The sequence below is a fragment of the Telluribacter sp. genome (assembly GCF_035998675.1).
GTDB lineage: Bacteria > Bacteroidota > Bacteroidia > Cytophagales > Spirosomataceae > Telluribacter.
The window spans coordinates 52,845-68,921 of sequence record NZ_DASYHI010000024.1 but is presented as its reverse complement, the minus strand read 5'-3'; the positions used below and the strand labels follow the sequence as shown (position 1 = coordinate 68,921).

Genomic DNA, 16,077 nt, shown 5'->3' with positions numbered 1-16,077 from the left:
TTTCAGGCTATGGCAGTTGCTACGTAGGAGAGGGAAGCACCGGCTGCATATTCCTTTTAATAAGTATACTATTCCCGACGGAATATATTTGACTAAGGTGCAAACGCCCCAAGGAGTAAAAACTCATAAAGTTAGCTATCACCATGAAAATAAATAAACTCGTTTGGCTTGTAATGCTGATAGTTGGCTTCACGGGTTGCGAACGTGATCGTGATGTATTGCCTGGCAGCGTCACGTATGATATTATGGGACCTAGTTATCCAAACGGGATTTTTGATTCTAATTTAAATAATTCCTCAATTTATGCTACTTCAAAACGTTTTGACTCCTGTAAAAATGAAACCATTTTACTTGCTAGTTCAAAGGTTATAACTGATGAAAGTCAACTGACTCTGGGATTTAATATTCCAGCTGATGTTGGTCGGTATACTTTATTTAGTACCGATTCCCGATGGAAAGAATGTTCGACAGACAGTATAGATGTTTCAGTAGTTGTAGAAGAACGCCCAACTCCGGGTTATATAGATTTGATAGGCCTGGCAGTCTATCGGGTTATTGATGATAACGGGAGCTACCTGGAAGTTACCCGCTACGATGAGAAGAAACGGTGGATCGAAGGCAGGTTCCAGTTAAAAGCTGTACGGTATGGTGTCTTGGACTACCCCCTGCCGCTGGCTGATACGCTGATCATAACAAACGGCAAGTTTGGTTTTGGGTTTAAAAGGGAATGAAGACTCACAAAAACCCTTATGCCCTGAGAAATAACAAATACATTTGGCTGGCGGCATGGATCGTCGGGCTGCTATTCCTGACGGAATATATCTAATCAAGGTGCAAACGCCCCAAGGAGTAAAAATTCATAAAGTTAGCTACCACCATGAAAGTAAATAAACTCGTTTGGCTTGTGATGCTGATAGTTGGCTTCACGGGTTGCGAACGTGATCCTGATGTATTGCCGGGTAGCGTCACGTATGATATTATGGGACCTAGTTATCCAAACGGGATTTTCTCCCAATATTTAGGAAATCCCACGTTTTACGCCAATTCAATACGTTTGGGTTCTTGTTCTCATGAGGTAGTATCTTCTTCAATCGACAGACCCATTACAAAAGAAGCACAACTACGTCTGTCACTTAATATTCCTTCTATTATTCGCCAATATACTCTGTATAGCACCAATCTTTCATGGGAATTCTGCTCCCTGGATAGTATTGTGACTACGGTATCTGTAATGGAGCGTCCGACTCCTGGCTATATAGATTTAGTGGGTTTGGCAGCCTATCGGGTGATTGATGATAAAGGGAGCTACCTGGAAGTTACGCGCTACGATGAGAAGAAACGATGGATTGAAGGCAGGTTCCAGTTAAAAGCCGTTCGCACAGGGGTCATGGGTTATCCCCTGCCGCTGGCTGACACGCTGGTCATCACAAACGGCAAGTTTGGTTTTGGGTTCAAAAGGGAATGAAGACCTGGCCAAATTAGTTATGGATAGCTTGGAACAACCGCTGGCGGGTATAAGTACCATAGCCTGAAAGTAATACGGCAATAGCCTACAATCAGCCTCACTCCCGCGCCGCCGCCACCAGCACCGACAGCCACGAATCATACTCTTTGAAACCCTCTTTGTGAAGTACCTGAATCACCTCCCGGTAAGCTGGATTAAAGTAGGAAGCCAGGGTAAACATATCCAGGGAGCCTTCCGGCTCGTACGGCTTTCCGGGCTGGTAGTGCGCCAGACCCGCTTTGGCCCGCTGCCGGTCCAGCTCTACTTTGGTGTTTACCCACTCCGCGTGTACCTTTTCTCTTTTGGCGTAGGGTACTACGTAATCCACCGATTTTTGGATGCTCCCGCCCTCCGGGCCCTGGTAGGTGAACGGATGGAAGTCGCTCTGCTTACCTCCCAGCTGTTCCTGCGTGATGGCATAGACCAGCAGGGGGTCCAGCCCCGATACATGGTAGCTCAGGGCATCGCGCTGGTGCAGGTCCCGGCTGGTGCCGTCGGCGTAGAGGGCCTTTTCGATGTACTTTTTAAACTGCTCCCGGGCGTAGTTTAGATACCGGGGTTTCTGCAACACCAGCCCGATGGTACCTACCAGCTTAATGTGCTTGGCCTTCCAGTTATTCTCGGGAATGCGGGGAAAAGCCATTTCTGCTTCTGCTATCTGCGTCACCCATTTATCCACCCGACTTTTTTCATCTTTAGAAAAGGAATTTTCAAGTACCCGATAGCTGTGGATCAGCGGTTCCAGCTTGTTTTCGTTGATGGGGTTGCCGGTGGGCTGGTAGGTACCTGCCCAGGCCAGCAGGTACTCTTTTATCTTTTGAGCGTAGACCTGATCCTGCGTACCGTACCAGGCGAACAGCCACACGGCCACTTTATCCAGGTCTTTCAGACTCTCCGTAGTACGTATTCGGTCAGGATTGGTATCCAACAGGCCTTCGTAGTGGATGACACGCAGGGGGCGTGGCTCGTCGTTCAGGTACCGCTGCGCTTCCTGCTCAACGGGTCTCCACAGCGCCCGGACTTCGGGGTTTGTCTGAGCCAGCTTGGTTACTTCCTGCTGCTGCGGGTTGGTTAGCAGGAGCGTTTGCCGGATCTGAGCCTTCGCGCAGAAGGACAGCAGGAGTAGTAAAGAAAGGCTGAAATAGAATTTCATTAAACTAGAAAATTAAGTACATACCCTGGCACCATAGGTCCGGTGGAGACACCGGCCACGGCAAGAGAGGTGATATCTAATAGATTCAGCTGGTAGTTTTGAATACTATCAAGCTAACCTACTTACGATAAAGGCACTTTTTATTCATTTCTCATGACCAGAGTGACAGCTAATGACGACAAGTGTAGAAGTAAATTGAAATATTTTTGATCTGCCCAAGAAACCTAAATAATTAGTTATACTTTAGACCTTTCAATCGGTACTACATTCAAAATCCGTATGCCCCTTCTAAGATCCACCCCTGCTTCTACACTGTTGGTTCTGCTGATAGTCTTAATTAACTTCTCCTGTACCAAGCCTCCTCTGCTATCCACAGGACACGACGTCACTAGCTCCATAAATGATTCTCCTTGGTTTGGTACCGGAAAAGCCCAGCGACTGGTACCAGTCGGCAGTTCTCCCGAAGCGGTCCGGCAATTTAACTTACAATTCATTACGGATATTGATTTCCCGGGTAATAGTTCGGCAACTCGATCACCAAAAATTACGGGTTGCGTAGAAGATTGCATTCCTACCCAGCGGCTACATATTTACAATATCCCTTTACGAAAAGGGAAGTTTAAGATTTCAAAGCTTGATAAACGGCGTATGGTAGAGCAGGAGATGACCAATTTCTGGTTATTGTTTGATGGAGGAGGGATGGCAAAGAACTACCACTACCAGGGCAGTACTCCTGCCTGGGTTCGTATTACCCGCTACGACAGACAATCGCAAACTATTGAAGGCAGGTTTGCTTTTACATTGGATGAAAATAAGGCGATAAAAAATCATTCAGAAGTCACTTCGCCCATTTCTCAATTCAAAGAGGGGCAATTTAGGGTAAAACTGGTAGATGTCAGGCTGAAACAGTAAGGCTGGAGGATTAGGCTTTGCCTGATGAACCAATTAAATAGCTATTTTAGGATAAATGAAAGAGTGCGGCAGGAAACTCCTACCGCACTCTTTCAGCATTTATAACTACTAAATTCTACTACATCTCCTTCAATTCCCCTACCATCTTAGTCAGGGTAGACTTGGCGTCGCCGAAGAGCATGAGGCAGTTGTCGTAGCCGAAGAGTTCGTTTTCGATACCGGCGTAACCCGCGGCCATAGAGCGCTTGCTCACAATCACGGTACGTGCTTTGTCCGCATTCAGGATGGGCATACCAAAAATAGGGCTGGCCGGATTGGTACGGGCGGCCGGGTTTACTACGTCGTTGGCTCCCACAATAAGTACTACGTCGGTATTAGAGAAGTCGTCGTTGATTTCTTCCATCTCGATGAGCTTATCGTACGGTACATTCGACTCGGCCAACAGTACGTTCATGTGACCGGGCATCCGGCCCGCTACCGGGTGAATGGCGAAGCGAACATTGATGCCTTTCTTTTCGAGCAGGTCCATCATCTCGCGTACAATGTGCTGCGCCTGCGCCACGGCCATTCCGTAACCAGGTACTACGATTACCGACGAGGCCGAGTCAAAGATCATGGCGGCTTCTTCTACTCCTACTTCTTTGATTACCATTTCACTACCACCACCCGCGGCAGAGGCAGCACCCGAGGTAGCGCCAAAGCCACCCAGCAATACGCTTACCAGCGAGCGGTTCATGGCTTTACACATAATCTGGGTCAGGATAATACCCGACGCACCTACCAGTGCTCCCGTTACAATAAGTACAGAGTTATTCAGTACAAAACCGGTGGTACAGGCCGCCATACCGGAGTACGAGTTAAGCAGCGAAATAACCACGGGCATATCGGCTCCCCCGATGGGTATAACTACCAGCACACCCAGTATCAGGGCAATCGCAGCTAGTACCAGCATAGCTACCACCGAGTCGGTATTCATAGCTATTAGTACCCCGCATATGATAGTTACGATGAGCAGTATCAGGTTGAGCAGGTGCTGGCCGCTGAATACAATGGCATTACCGCTCACTTTTCCACTAAGTTTTCCGTAGGCAGTAAGCGAGCCAGTGAAGGTTAAGCCTCCAATCAGTACACTAAGCAGGATACTGATGAGGGTAACCAGGTCAGTAGACAGGTCTGGTTGTTCAACGGCGCGGGTCCAGTAGTCGGACATAGCCACCAGGAACGAAGCCGCTCCCCCGAAGCCGTTAAAAATAGCCACCATCTCGGGCATTTGGGTCATCTCGACCTTACGGGCCCAGAACATCCCGATGGCCCCACCCACTACAATACAAATCAGGATTTCGGGTAAAGTCAGGGCTTCCACCTGAACAATAGTAGCCAGAATGGCCAGCAGCATCGCTACTGACGACAGGGTATTGCCCTGCCGGGCTTCCTGCGTGCGGTTCAGTTTCTTGATACCTACGATAAATAAAACCGCCGATATCAGATACGTAAGTTGTACAAGTATATTCATGAGGAGTAAATGCTAAATAATAGTAGGGTAAATAGAGAGAAGGCAGCGCTACGCCTTTTTCTTTTTGAACATCTGGAGCATCCGGTCCGTAACCGCGTAGCCACCTACCACGTTGATGGTAGCCAGTACCAGCGCCAGCATACCCAGGTACTTGCTGATTTCGCCTTCGCGAACGCACAGAATAGCCCCTACGATGGTGATACCCGAAATAGCGTTGGAAGCCGACATCAGGGGCGTATGCAGGGTAGGAGGTACTTTGGATATAAGCTCAAAACCGCAGTAACTGGCCAGTACCAGTATATAAAGCAGGAATATAAAGTTTTCGAGTGTCATTGTCTTAACAGGTTGTTTGGTGGTAGCTGTTAGGGGCAAGGTACCTAAGTATAGTACCCCGGCTAATTTACGCTTTGGTTTTGGCCAGAATTTCTTTGGTGAACGAATGTACCAGCTCACCCTGGTAGGTGATTAGGCTCCCCTTGGTGATATCTTCGTCCAGTTCCCACTTAAAGCCGTCCTTGTTGGCCAGGTGTAGCAGCAGGGTCGAGATATTCTTGGCGTACAATTCGCTGGCGTTGACGGGCAGCAGTGACGGCAGGTTAGACTCGCCAATGATGGTTACGCCGTGCTTTACCACGGTTTTGTTCAGCTCGCTTATTTCGCAGTTCCCACCGGCTTCTACGGCCATATCCACGATTACTGAGCCGGTCTTCATGGTTTTCACCATTTCTTCGGTAATCAGTACCGGGGCTTTTTTGCCAATGACCAGGGCGGTCGTAATAGCTATGTCGGCTTCCTTGATACGTTCTTTAATCAGTTGCTGCTGCTTCTGTAGGTAGTCGGCCGATACTTCGCGGGCGTAGCCCCCTTCGGTCTTCACGCCTTCGGCACCTTCTACCTGCAGGAAGCGTCCCCCCAGCGACTCTACCTGCTCCTTGGTTTCGGGGCGTACGTCGGTGGCTTCTACTACGGCACCCAGTCGTTTGGCGGTAGCAATGGCCTGCAAGCCCGCCACGCCCACTCCAAATATGAGCACCCGCGCGGGCGTAATGGTACCGGCGGCGGTCATCATCAGCGGGAATATTTTACCCAGCGCGTTGGCCCCCAGCAGTACCGACTTATAGCCCGCCAGGTTCGCCTGCGAGCTAAGCGCATCCATCTTCTGGGCCCGTGAGATACGGGGCACAGCATCCATTGAAAACGACGCTATCTTCTTGCGGTTCAGCGCCTCAACTACTTCCGGTATGGTATAGGCGTAGAGGTACGAAATAAGCACGGAGCCTTCTTTCATACGGGCTACGTCGGCTACCTCGGGAGCATTTACTTTCAGGACAATATCCGCCTCGGCAAAGGCAGTAGCCACATCAGGTACAATGGTACCTCCTGCCTGCAGGTACAACTCATCCGAGAAATAAGAGGCTTCGCCGGCACCTGTTTGGATCAGGCAGGTGAATCCGGCTTTGTGAAGGGATTTGACCACATCGGGGGTAAGAGCTACACGCCTTTCCAAAGGCTTAGTCTCCTTGGGTACTGCAATTTTCAAAATTCCAGAGCAGAGTTTGGTTAAAAAAAATTCAGCTGATTCAACGGATCACCTACCTTCCCATCCTGTAATAGAAGTACCCTACTGAGCAGGTACCTTGTACGCCTGCACGGGCAACTCCCGGTTTTTTATCCCAGGATTTGTAACCATGTAATGCCGGATGGTAGTGTAAGAGACGTTGAAAGCGCGAAGTTAACCTTAAAAACTGCTTAAAAAAAAGAAGCAATCAGCGCATTCATTCTGAATTTGAAGTAAGTATGGGCCAGCAGAGCCAGTTTTTTGCGGTCTGCTACCCGAACGCGCTCTTCCTGAATACGGGCGGCGGGAATTTTCTTTATCTTTTCGAAGAGGGTACGGTAGTAGACATAGGCCAGGTACACGCCCTGCCGAGCCCCCGGAGGCAACCCCAGAATACCCTGATAAGCGGCATCAAAATCCCGCTCAATGTCATTTTCAATTTCCTGCTTGCAGACGGGGTCAAAGGTGGTAAACTCCACGCCCGGGAAATAAATCCGGCCGCGTTCCAGATAGTCACTTTTAAGGTCCCGCAGGAAATTTACTTTCTGGAAAGCGGCCCCTAAACTACAGGCACCGGCCCGTAACCGCTCAAACATACTGTTATCGCCTTCGCAGAATACCCGCAGGCACATGAGCCCTACTACCTCGGCTGAGCCAAAAATGTACTTGTTGTACACATCCGGCGTATAGCTTTGGTCGTAGAGGTCCATTTCCATACTGTCCAGAAAGGCATCCACCAGTTCGCGTTCGATACTATAGCGATTTACGATGAGCTGAAAAGCCTGAAGTACCGGATTCAAGCTGATTCCTCCTTCAATAGCCGCGTAGGTATCCTCCCGGAATTTGTCCAGCAGCGCCTTCTTATCAAAATCATGAAAGGTATCTACAATCTCGTCCGCACAGCGCACAAACCCATAGATCGCATAGATTGGCATGTGAAACCTGCGATCTAAAGTCCTGATTCCTAAGGTAAAGGATGTACTGTACTGTTCAGTAATAATCCTGCTACATTGGAACGATGTCTGGTTGAATAATTCCAGCATGAGCGTGTCAGTTTGGGAAGGAGGTTATAAAGTTAGTGATAATAAAACTTACATCACTCTTTTTTGTTTAATGGCACTTAAACAAAATTAAAGTTTATGCTCCTTTATTACTTCTTTGGCTACTACCAGTCCCGAAATCAGGGAAGGCGGCACGCCCGGACCAGGCACAGTAAGCTGTCCGGTATAGTACATATTCTTTACCTTTTTACTCTTGAGCGCCGGTTTCAGAATGGCCGTCTGTTTTAGCGTATTGGCCAGGCCGTAGGCATTGCCCCGAAAGGCATTGTAGTCTTGTACAAAATCACGGTGAGCGTAGGTCCGCTTGTATACCACGTGCGGGCGCACGGGTTCACCTACGTAGGCTTCCAGCCGCTCCATTACCACGTTATAATACTTCTCCCGAACGGCTTCGGTATCATCGGTCAGGCCGGGAGCCACCGGAATCAGCACGAATAGGTTTTCGTACCCTTCGGGCGCTACGGCCGGATCCGTTTTGGAAGGAGCCGATACGTAAAACAGCGGCTTCGACGGCCACTGCGGACTCTCGTATATTTCGGCGGCGTGTACCTTAAAATCTTCGTCAAAAAACAAGTTGTGGTGCTCAAGCCGGGGCACCCGTTTGTTAATTCCCAGGTAGTATAGTAGTGAAGACGGGGCCATGGTTCGCTTGTTCCAGTAGGATTCATCGTAATTACGATGAGTAGCGTCCAAAAGATCATTATCGACGTGATGATAATCGGCGCCGGCTACAATAACGTCCGCTTCAAATATACCGGCCTCCGTATAGACCCGACTCGCCAAACCCTCCTGTACCTCAATCCGGGTGACGTTCTGGTTGAGTAGTAGCTTGACACCTTTTTCCTCGGCCAGAGCGGCCATACCTTTTACAATCTGGTGCATCCCGCCCATGGGGTACCAGGTGCCTCCCTTCATTTCGGCGTAGTTCATGAGGCTGTACATGGCGGGCGTGTTTTCGGCGGTAGCCCCCAGAAACAGGACCGGAAATTCCACCATTTGCAGCAGACGGGAATCACTGAAAAACTTCCGGACATGCTGCGCAAAAGACTGAAATACATCCAGTCGGGTAACATCGTACAGTAGCTTGAGGCTTATAAATTCGGTAAGGCGGCGGCTGGGCTTCCACACAAACTGCCCGATCCCGACCTTGTACTTATAGGCCGCCTGGCGCAGAAACTCATCCAATCGTTCGCCACTTCCGGGCTCCAGGGAGTCAAACAACTGTTTCAGGGCTGGTATACCGGCTGGCAGGTCAAGGGCTTCGTCGGCTCCGAAGACGACCTTGTAAGAAGGGTCCAGACGTACGAGCTGGTAGTAGTCAGATGGTTTTTTACCAAAGCGGGCAAAGTAGTCTTCGAAGACATCGGGCATCCAGTACCAGCTGGGTCCCATATCAAATACAAAGCCTTGTTCGCTGAACACCCGGGCCCGGCCGCCGGGCATTGTGTTCTTTTCCAGAATTGTTACATCGTAACCTTTGGCAGAAAGTTGGGTAGCGGCTGAAAGGCCGGCAAAGCCAGCCCCAATTACTATAACTCGTTTGGGAGGGGTCATATAAACAATTGAAACTAAGGCTATTTTTCAGAATCTGTTACAAGAAAAAAAAGTTAGACAGAATCCTATCTAACTTTTCCAAACCTTCCTCTTTTTAACCAAAAACTATCTATTGCAGCAGGTCCTCGCTACCGTATGGCCTGTCTGCCTGCCAACCGCAATAGTAACTTAATACCTGATGGGGTATGTTAGTCGAAATGGGAGTATACTTTTAATTTTCCTTTGAGTTCCTTTCTTGCGATATGAATACGGTTTTTAACGGTACCAATGGGTATATCCAGTTTGGCTGCAATTTCGTGGTACTTAAAGCCCCGGAAATGCATCATAAAAGGTACCCGGTAGGCCGAATCCAGGTTTTCGATAGCCCGGTTAATATCATCCATAGCAAAACTGGTGTAGGCGCCGTTGTCGGTGCTACTTTCCATTGAATTGATATAGTGCAGATTATCCGTAGTATCAATAAAGGTATTCTTACGCACCATCCGCTGATAGTTTGTAATGAACGTGTTCTTCATGATCGTATACAACCAGGCTTTCAGGTTAGTACCATCGGTATATTTATCACGATTAGTAAAGGCTTTTAGTAGTGTGTCCTGTAGGAGATCGTTCGCATCTTCCGAATCACGAGTCAACCGCATGGCGAATGGTTTCAGAGACTTGGAAACCCGATGGATGTTATATGTGAATTCTATAGCCGTCATAACAAAGTATAAGGTTTATATATTTTGTTGAATCAAATTAAGTACTAGTTAAACAATTATCCTACTATTTTGTGAAACATTTCTTGAAAATAGTTAAACAAAATTTATTCCAATCTTTTTAGTTTGTTTTTGGTTACTATATAAATGGTACTTTTTAAAGCATTTTTTGGCCTAAACCGGGTCCTTTATTTCTGGTTGAACGAAGCGGAGCAAATGTTCATCTTTTCAGAAATGCGGCTCCACAAATTTTTGTAAAAATCGTACCTAACCTTTCATGACCGTATTTTTACACCTCATAATAGAATTGCAGAGGATCCGGAAACTGGTACTGGTAGCCGGTATGAGTGACTAGTTTGGTACCATTTATTTTTTTAAAAGGCTCTTGCTGATTATTTTCTAAAAAAGTGGGCAACTCCCAACCAAACTGGCGGCAGGAAGCCTCATAAACCTCCCTGCGCGTAGGATGTACCGGAGCTACTACATTATACGTTTCGTCCGTAATGCCCGATTTAAGTAGTGTAGCAATGATGGCCACTACATCATTTCGATGTACATAGTTTACGGGAATCAGGCCGGTAGTAATATTTTTTTTACCCCGTACATATTTTCCCGGTATACGGTCGTAGCCCATCAGACCGGCACATCGTAGTATAGCCACCTTACTTTTTCCTCGTAATTCGCTCATCATCAGCTCCGTTTCTACCAGAGCGGGTGCCGCCGACTCCGCCGGAAAACGCACGTCCTGCTCGGTTACCTCCTGGTTTATTTCCGGATATACGGAGGTAGAGCTTACATAAATAATTTGCTTTACCTTACTATTTTTTAGGAGCTGAATGAGGTGATAAATTTGCTGAGTATGAAAATCCTCACCTTGTTTCGCTATACGGGGTGGAATATCCACAACGATCGAATTTGCGTCAAATAGTGTAGAATAGGCCTCTCCGGCGGGTTCCGGACTTACACGGAACAAAACGGGTTCAACCCCGCTTTGCCGCAGTACCTCCACCTTGGACGGAGTAGTTGTACTTCCCCTTACATAGTACCTATGCTCTCCCCGGGAGGAGAGTAAATGGGTAGCCAGGGGCAAGCCCAGCCAGCCGCAACCGATAATACTTACCTTCTGAAAATGGTCACTGTTCATTCTTCACCATCTGGTTTTACCGTCAAGATGCAGAAAATTTACCTCATACCGAAAACTTTCCCTTCCGGCTCTTTTCAATCTGACTCCGCTACTGCAACTTTTTTTGTACTTTTGTATGTTTGGTTACTGTGCTTTTTGACTGCGCGCGTATGCACCTGATCCGATTCCTCTTCTTTATTACTTTACTATTTGGAATAGCGGCCTGCGGCCAACTCACCGAACAGGGCCCGGACGTAAGCCAGATCCGGGTTGATGTACAGATTCAACCCCTACAGGATGAACTTTTCGCCAGCCAGTCGGTACAGGAAGTCAAGAACTTCCTCGCTAAGTACCCTTACCTTTCCCAGGTTTATTTTACCGATGCCCCCGCCAACGATTCCCTGCTGGCGGCCCACCTCTACGAGAACATACGCAATAATGCCCTTAGGGGATTCAGGCAGCAGATAGATTCTGTGTTTACTACGGGTAAGAGTAGTGAGCTGGAAGAATCGTTGGAAAATGCTTTCAAACATATTAAGTACTACTACCCCGACTTCATGGTACCTCAGGTAGTGTCCATGGTTACCGGCTTCATGGGAAATGACTTGTATGTTTCGGACAGCCTTATCGTTATAGGCCTTGATTATTTTGGCGGCGACCAGGTGCAGTACCGGCCCAATGTATATACCTACCAGCTGCGCCGCTACCAGAAAGACTACCTGGTACCTTCCATCCTGTTTTTTATGGCAGATAAATACAACCGCACGGACCCCGGCGACCAGACCCTGCTGGCCGATATGGTAGGTTACGGTAAGTCGTTTGAATTTGTAAAGCACATGGCCCCCCAAACCCCCGACAGTCTGATCATCGGCTACTCGGAGCAGGACCTGTCGCGGACTTACAACAGCCAGACGCGGCTGTGGGCATTTATGATCGATAATAAGCTGCTGTACGAAGCGAGTGAATTGAAAAAGCAAAAATACATAGGCGAGCGTCCGCTTACTCCCGAAATTGGCCCGGAGGTACCGGGTGGCATTGGTCGCTGGATCGGCTGGCGCATCGTAAGCCAGTACATGGCTAATAATCAGGAGGTAACGCTGCCGGAACTGATGAAAACCGCCAACGCCCAGAAGATTCTACAGGAGTCGGGCTATAAGGGACAGGTAGATGAAGACTGATTGGTGTAAATGAAAAAACTGAATAGTAAACTCTAATGGCAAAACGAAGACGGTATGACGACGATGATGAAGCAGTCGGCGCTAAAAAAATAAGCTGGAAAGGAGTACAGAATACGCTAAAAATATTCCGGTATACCCTTCCCTACAAGTGGTTATTTATTGTAGGTTTTGTGTTTCTGATCCTTTCTACGGGTACTTCGCTGGCTTTTCCCAAGCTGATTGGCAGTATCATAGAGGTTATTGAAGGGAAATCGCCCTACACCATCAACCAGATCACGCTGCTGCTGGTCGTAATTCTGGTGTTTCAGTCCATCTTTTCGTTCCTGCGCATTTATCTGTTCGCCCGCGTCAGCGAGCGGGCTATGGCCGACGTGCGCCGCGACGTATACAGCAAGATCATCACCCTGCCGATTGTGTTTCTGGAGCAGCGCCGCGTGGGCGAATTGACCAGCCGCATTACTTCCGACGTAACGCAGCTACAGGATGTACTTTCCTTTACCGTTGCGGAATTTTTCCGACAGATCGCCACGCTGGTAGTAGGCGTAGTACTTATTTCCTACACCTCCTGGAAGCTGACGGTGTTTATGATGGCTACGTTCCCGGTGATGGTGATCGCTGCCATGTTTTTTGGCAAGTACATCCGTAAGTTATCCAAGAAAGCGCAGGACGAGCTGGCCTCGGCCAACGTCATTGTGGAAGAAACCCTGCAGTCGGTCAACGTCGTAAAAGCCTTTACCAATGAGTACCTGGAAGTAGCCCGCTACCAGACCGCTCTGGGCCGGGTAGTTGACAATGCCCTCAAGGCGGCTACCTTTCGCGGTGGTTTCGTGTCTTTTATCATTTTTGCCCTGTTCGGCGGTATTGTGGGGGTAATCTGGTTTGGCGCTTCACTGGTACAGGCCGGCGAAATGAGCATCTCTGACCTCTTTACTTTTACCCTCTACACCGCCTTTATCGGCGGGGCTATCGGGGGTATGGGTGACATTTACGCGCAGATCAACAAGACCATAGGTGCTTCGGAGCGGCTGCTGGAAATTCTGGCGGAGCCATCGGAAATAGATCTTTCAACGCCCCCTGTGCCTGCAAAGCATAATGCGGTCCAAGGACAGATTAGTTACCAAGATGTACAATTTGCTTACCCGTCGCGCCCGGATGTGCAGGTACTTAAAGGAATATCATTTGACATTAACGCGGGTGAGAAAATCGCCCTGGTCGGGTACAGCGGCGCGGGTAAGTCTACCATTGTGCAGCTGCTGATGCGCTTTTATGAGCCGCAGGAGGGTGATGTCCGCATTGATGGAAAGGCTATTTCGACCTATGAGCTGACGGAGCTGCGGCGCAACATAGCCGTGGTACCGCAGGAGGTAATGCTGTTTGGAGGTACTATCTACGAAAATATCGCCTACGGACGCCCCGGTGCTACCGAAGCGGACGTAAGAGAAGCGGCCCGCCAGGCCAATGCCCTCGAGTTCATTGAATCATTCCCCGAGAAGTTCCTGACGTTGGTAGGGGAGCGGGGTATTAAGCTGTCGGGCGGGCAGCGCCAGCGCATCGCCATTGCCCGTGCTATCCTGAAAGACCCCAAAATTCTAATTCTGGACGAAGCGACCAGCTCGCTGGATGCCGAGTCGGAGAAACTGGTACAGGAGGCGCTGGACGAGCTGATGAAGAACCGAACTACCATCGTGATAGCCCACCGCCTGGCTACCATTCGCAAGGTAGATACGATTTATGTCATACGGGAGGGTAGAATAGTGGAGTCCGGCTCGCACGATGTACTGGCCATGATGACGGACGGTCTGTACGCCAATCTTATCAAGCTGCAGTTCGAAACCGCCGAAAGCCATTCGTAGGTACCATTCCTAAAAATTAGTTTTGAAAAATTACTGTAAAGTAATTTGCTGATATAGTTCCGAAGGGCTGGCTTAGTACCCAGCCCTTTCTATTTTTGCTCCCAATCACATTTTATATAGCCATGACCTCACCAGGTACCTTTTTTGAAGCAAGATTACAACAGGCCCGCGAAGCCGAGGCCAAAGCGCAGCAACAGTTCAACGGCCTCGCCATTGGCCGTCTTACTGCTTTTGTGGTGGGAGTAGCCACCGCCTGGTGGTGGAACAGAAGCGGAGAAGCGGTGTGGGGCCTGGTGACGCTGGTTGCGTTGGTACTTTTTCTGGCCCTGATGCGCCGGCAGCAGGCGGCCCGTCGCCAGCGCGATTTTCAGCGCAACCTCCAGCGCATCAACGAAGACGAACTGGAACGGCTCCTTTTTGGATTCAAACGGGTAGATACCGGCGAGCAGTACCTGGAAAAAGATCATCCTTACGCCACCGACCTGGATATATTCGGGAAGCACTCCCTGTACCGCCTGCTCAATCGCACCCGCACCGCCGGGGGTAGTCAGCGGCTGGCGCTCTGGCTTACGCACCACGCGCCTTTAGAAGAAATAAAGAACCGTCAGGAAACAGCTACCGAGTTTAAGAAGGAGGCCGAATGGCGGCAGAAGTGGGAAGCCACCGCGCTGCTGCACGAGCACGCGGCCCAGCAGGTAGGCGCCCTGCGGACGTGGGTTAACGATACGCTCAGCGAACCGCTGCGCCAGTCGCTAAGGTGGCGCTGGTGGTCGGTAGTGACGCTGACATTGGGGGTACTTAGCCTGGCGGGGGTACTTCCGGCCTGGCCCTTCTGGATCAGCCTGATCGCGCACGGGGTTATTCTCAAACAGTTCAACAACCGGCTCCAGTCCCTTACTAACCGCACTACCTCCCTGGGACATACCCTGCTGGCTTATGCCGACCTGCTACAGCTGGCCGAAACGGCTCCTTACAACTCGCCCTGGTGGAAAGAGCGACAGGCTGCGGTCAAAGGTTCTTCTGTTTCCATTCAGAAGCTGGGTAGCTGGTTTGCCCGGCTGGACTACCGTCATCATCCTTTCTTTGTACTGTTTGTGGGCTTCCCCTTTCTGTGGGACCTGCACTGCCTGGCGGCCATAGAGCGCTGGAAGCAGCAGCACGGTACCCAACTCTACGCGTGGCTGGAAGCCCTGGCGGATATTGAAGCTATAAATAGTCTGGCCGGCTTCGGCTTTGCCCATCCTGACTATACCGAGCCGCAGGTACTATCAGAAACCACCGTACGTATAGAGGCAGGTACCTTAGGACATCCGCTCATCCCCGCCGACAAACGCATCAGCAATGATTTTACTCTGGTAGGTACCGGCCAAACCATGCTCATTACCGGCTCCAACATGTCCGGCAAGAGTACCTTCCTCAGGACGGTGGGGCTTAATCTGGTACTGGCCCAAACGGGTGCGGTGGTGTGTGCGCAACGCTTTGTATGTACACCCGTACAGGTTTTCAGCAGCATGCGGACGCAGGATTCGCTTGAAGAAAGTACCTCTTCGTTTTACGCCGAACTCAAACGCCTGCGTCAGCTCCTGCAACTGGCCGATTCGCCCACTCAGGTACCTATTTTTTATTTGTTAGACGAAATCCTGAAAGGTACCAACTCCGCTGACCGTCACCGGGGCGCTGAGGCTCTGATCCGTCAGCTGCACCCCAAGCAGTCGGCCGGGCTGGTATCTACCCACGACCTCGAACTGGGACAGTGGGGCACTACCCAGTCATACGTGCAGAACTTCCACTTCCGCTCCGACGTAGAGGACGGACAGCTCGCCTTTGATTATAAATTACACGATGGCATTTGCCAGAGCTTCAACGCCAGCGAACTGATGCGCATGATGGGAATTGAGGTAGAATAAAACCTTTAAAAACAGAAAGTCCCGGAGGTACTTCTCCGGGACTTTCTGTTTTTAACAGCTAAC

General features: G+C 49.5%; 14 protein-coding genes. 6 read left to right on the top strand and 8 right to left on the bottom strand.

Annotated elements, in window-relative coordinates:
* Positions 1–143: 143 nt before the first annotated feature.
* Together VGN67_RS21945 and VGN67_RS21940 are read left to right on the top strand one after the other, a co-directional pair.
* On the top strand, positions 144–731 hold the full coding sequence (locus tag VGN67_RS21945) for a hypothetical protein (protein ID WP_327489187.1): 588 nt from the start codon (positions 144–146) through the stop codon (positions 729–731).
* A 146-nt stretch (positions 732–877) separates the two neighbouring features.
* The gene (locus VGN67_RS21940) at positions 878–1,465 is read left to right on the top strand and encodes a hypothetical protein (protein WP_327489185.1); all 588 of its coding nucleotides are present in this window, start codon (positions 878–880) and stop codon (positions 1,463–1,465) included.
* A 97-nt stretch (positions 1,466–1,562) separates the two neighbouring features.
* On the opposite strand, the gene VGN67_RS21935 is transcribed toward VGN67_RS21940, so the two are convergent.
* Positions 1,563–2,657 (bottom strand): alginate lyase family protein, encoded by a 1,095-nt coding sequence (locus VGN67_RS21935; RefSeq protein ID WP_327489183.1) that lies wholly within the window; start codon positions 2,655–2,657, stop codon positions 1,563–1,565.
* A gap of 315 nt (positions 2,658–2,972) precedes the next feature.
* Between VGN67_RS21935 and VGN67_RS21930 the strand changes: the two genes are divergently transcribed.
* Positions 2,973–3,569 (top strand): hypothetical protein, encoded by a 597-nt coding sequence (locus tag VGN67_RS21930; RefSeq protein ID WP_327489182.1) that lies wholly within the window; start codon positions 2,973–2,975, stop codon positions 3,567–3,569.
* Between the two features lie 118 nt (positions 3,570–3,687).
* On the opposite strand, the gene VGN67_RS21925 is transcribed toward VGN67_RS21930, so the two are convergent.
* The 7 genes from VGN67_RS21925 to VGN67_RS21895 form a co-directional block, all read right to left on the bottom strand.
* The gene (locus tag VGN67_RS21925) at positions 3,688–5,082 is read right to left on the bottom strand and encodes an NAD(P)(+) transhydrogenase (Re/Si-specific) subunit beta (RefSeq protein WP_327489180.1); all 1,395 of its coding nucleotides are present in this window, start codon (positions 5,080–5,082) and stop codon (positions 3,688–3,690) included.
* Positions 5,083–5,130: 48 nt separating this feature from the next.
* The gene (locus VGN67_RS21920; RefSeq protein WP_207503451.1) at positions 5,131–5,415 is read right to left on the bottom strand and encodes an NAD(P) transhydrogenase subunit alpha; all 285 of its coding nucleotides are present in this window, start codon (positions 5,413–5,415) and stop codon (positions 5,131–5,133) included.
* 67 nt (positions 5,416–5,482) lie between these two features.
* Positions 5,483–6,622: a Re/Si-specific NAD(P)(+) transhydrogenase subunit alpha gene (locus VGN67_RS21915; RefSeq protein WP_327489177.1), complete on the bottom strand. Its 1,140-nt coding sequence runs from the start codon at positions 6,620–6,622 to the stop codon at positions 5,483–5,485.
* Between the two features lie 209 nt (positions 6,623–6,831).
* Positions 6,832–7,683, bottom strand: coding sequence for a phytoene/squalene synthase family protein (locus VGN67_RS21910; protein WP_327489175.1), 852 nt, complete (start codon positions 7,681–7,683; stop codon positions 6,832–6,834).
* 87 nt (positions 7,684–7,770) lie between these two features.
* Positions 7,771–9,255 carry a phytoene desaturase family protein gene (locus VGN67_RS21905; RefSeq protein ID WP_327489173.1) on the bottom strand — a complete coding sequence of 495 codons (1,485 nt, stop codon included), beginning with the start codon at positions 9,253–9,255 and terminating at the stop codon, positions 7,771–7,773.
* Positions 9,256–9,443: 188 nt separating this feature from the next.
* Positions 9,444–9,956: an RNA polymerase sigma factor gene (locus tag VGN67_RS21900; protein ID WP_207503447.1), complete on the bottom strand. Its 513-nt coding sequence runs from the start codon at positions 9,954–9,956 to the stop codon at positions 9,444–9,446.
* A 286-nt stretch (positions 9,957–10,242) separates the two neighbouring features.
* Positions 10,243–11,097, bottom strand: coding sequence for an SDR family NAD(P)-dependent oxidoreductase (locus tag VGN67_RS21895; protein ID WP_327489166.1), 855 nt, complete (start codon positions 11,095–11,097; stop codon positions 10,243–10,245).
* Positions 11,098–11,246: 149 nt separating this feature from the next.
* Here VGN67_RS21895 and VGN67_RS21890 point away from each other — a divergent pair, with 149 nt between their 5' ends.
* The 3 genes from VGN67_RS21890 (at position 11,247) to VGN67_RS21880 (ending at position 16,014) form a co-directional block, all read left to right on the top strand.
* Positions 11,247–12,254, top strand: coding sequence for a gliding motility protein (locus VGN67_RS21890; RefSeq protein ID WP_327489164.1), 1,008 nt, complete (start codon positions 11,247–11,249; stop codon positions 12,252–12,254).
* A 35-nt stretch (positions 12,255–12,289) separates the two neighbouring features.
* Positions 12,290–14,107, top strand: coding sequence for an ABC transporter ATP-binding protein (locus VGN67_RS21885; RefSeq protein ID WP_327489162.1), 1,818 nt, complete (start codon positions 12,290–12,292; stop codon positions 14,105–14,107).
* A 122-nt stretch (positions 14,108–14,229) separates the two neighbouring features.
* Entirely contained in the window at positions 14,230–16,014 is a 1,785-nt protein-coding gene (locus tag VGN67_RS21880) for a MutS-related protein (protein ID WP_327489160.1), read from the top strand.
* Positions 16,015–16,077: the final 63 nt, after the last annotated feature.

Coding starts and splice junctions, on each gene's coding strand:
- VGN67_RS21945 (WP_327489187.1), top strand. CDS start 144: ATGAAAATAAATAAACTCGTTTGGCTTGTAATGCTGATAGTTGGCTTC.
- VGN67_RS21940 (WP_327489185.1), top strand. CDS start 878: ATGAAAGTAAATAAACTCGTTTGGCTTGTGATGCTGATAGTTGGCTTC.
- VGN67_RS21935 (WP_327489183.1), bottom strand. CDS start 2,657: ATGAAATTCTATTTCAGCCTTTCTTTACTACTCCTGCTGTCCTTCTGC.
- VGN67_RS21925 (WP_327489180.1), bottom strand. CDS start 5,082: ATGAATATACTTGTACAACTTACGTATCTGATATCGGCGGTTTTATTT.
- VGN67_RS21920 (WP_207503451.1), bottom strand. CDS start 5,415: ATGACACTCGAAAACTTTATATTCCTGCTTTATATACTGGTACTGGCC.
- VGN67_RS21910 (WP_327489175.1), bottom strand. CDS start 7,683: ATGCTGGAATTATTCAACCAGACATCGTTCCAATGTAGCAGGATTATT.
- VGN67_RS21905 (WP_327489173.1), bottom strand. CDS start 9,255: ATGACCCCTCCCAAACGAGTTATAGTAATTGGGGCTGGCTTTGCCGGC.
- VGN67_RS21900 (WP_207503447.1), bottom strand. CDS start 9,956: ATGACGGCTATAGAATTCACATATAACATCCATCGGGTTTCCAAGTCT.
- VGN67_RS21895 (WP_327489166.1), bottom strand. CDS start 11,097: ATGAACAGTGACCATTTTCAGAAGGTAAGTATTATCGGTTGCGGCTGG.
- VGN67_RS21890 (WP_327489164.1), top strand. CDS start 11,247: ATGCACCTGATCCGATTCCTCTTCTTTATTACTTTACTATTTGGAATA.
- VGN67_RS21885 (WP_327489162.1), top strand. CDS start 12,290: ATGGCAAAACGAAGACGGTATGACGACGATGATGAAGCAGTCGGCGCT.
- VGN67_RS21880 (WP_327489160.1), top strand. CDS start 14,230: ATGACCTCACCAGGTACCTTTTTTGAAGCAAGATTACAACAGGCCCGC.